This is a genomic window from Acidovorax sp. FG42, from assembly GCF_057809195.1.
Window position 1 is genome coordinate 1 of the sequence record NZ_JBMDJM010000040.1, and the last position, 338, is coordinate 338.

The 338-nt window shown below is 63.3% G+C and carries 1 pseudogene; it reads left to right on the forward strand.

Annotation, left to right across the window (positions count from 1 at the left end):
- Positions 1-131 (forward strand): annotated as a pseudogene (locus tag ACODSM_RS22435) (electron transfer flavoprotein subunit beta/FixA family protein); the annotation flags it as partial.
- Between the last annotated feature and the right edge of the window lie 207 nt (positions 132-338).

A 338-nucleotide genomic window follows, 5' to 3' on the forward strand; every position in this document is an offset into this window, starting at 1 on the left:
TCGGCGTGGACGTGGCGCCCCGCCTGAAGACCCTCAAGGTGACCGAACCCGCCAAGCGCGGCGCTGGCATCAAGGTGGCGGACGTGGCCGCCCTGGTTGAAAAACTCAAGAACGAAGCGAAAGTCATTTGACCCCCCTGAGTCGCTTCGCGCCTTCCCCCGCTGGGGGACGACACCCTCGGTGCGGGGCGGCCCTTCCTCGGTGTCCCGCGCATCGGCCTCGGTTGATCGACGACCATGGTTGATGCAGGCACCCTCCCAGATTCAAGAGAAAGACGACTGTCATGACAACTCTCGTTATTGCTGAACACGACAACGCGTCCATCAAGGGCGCCACGC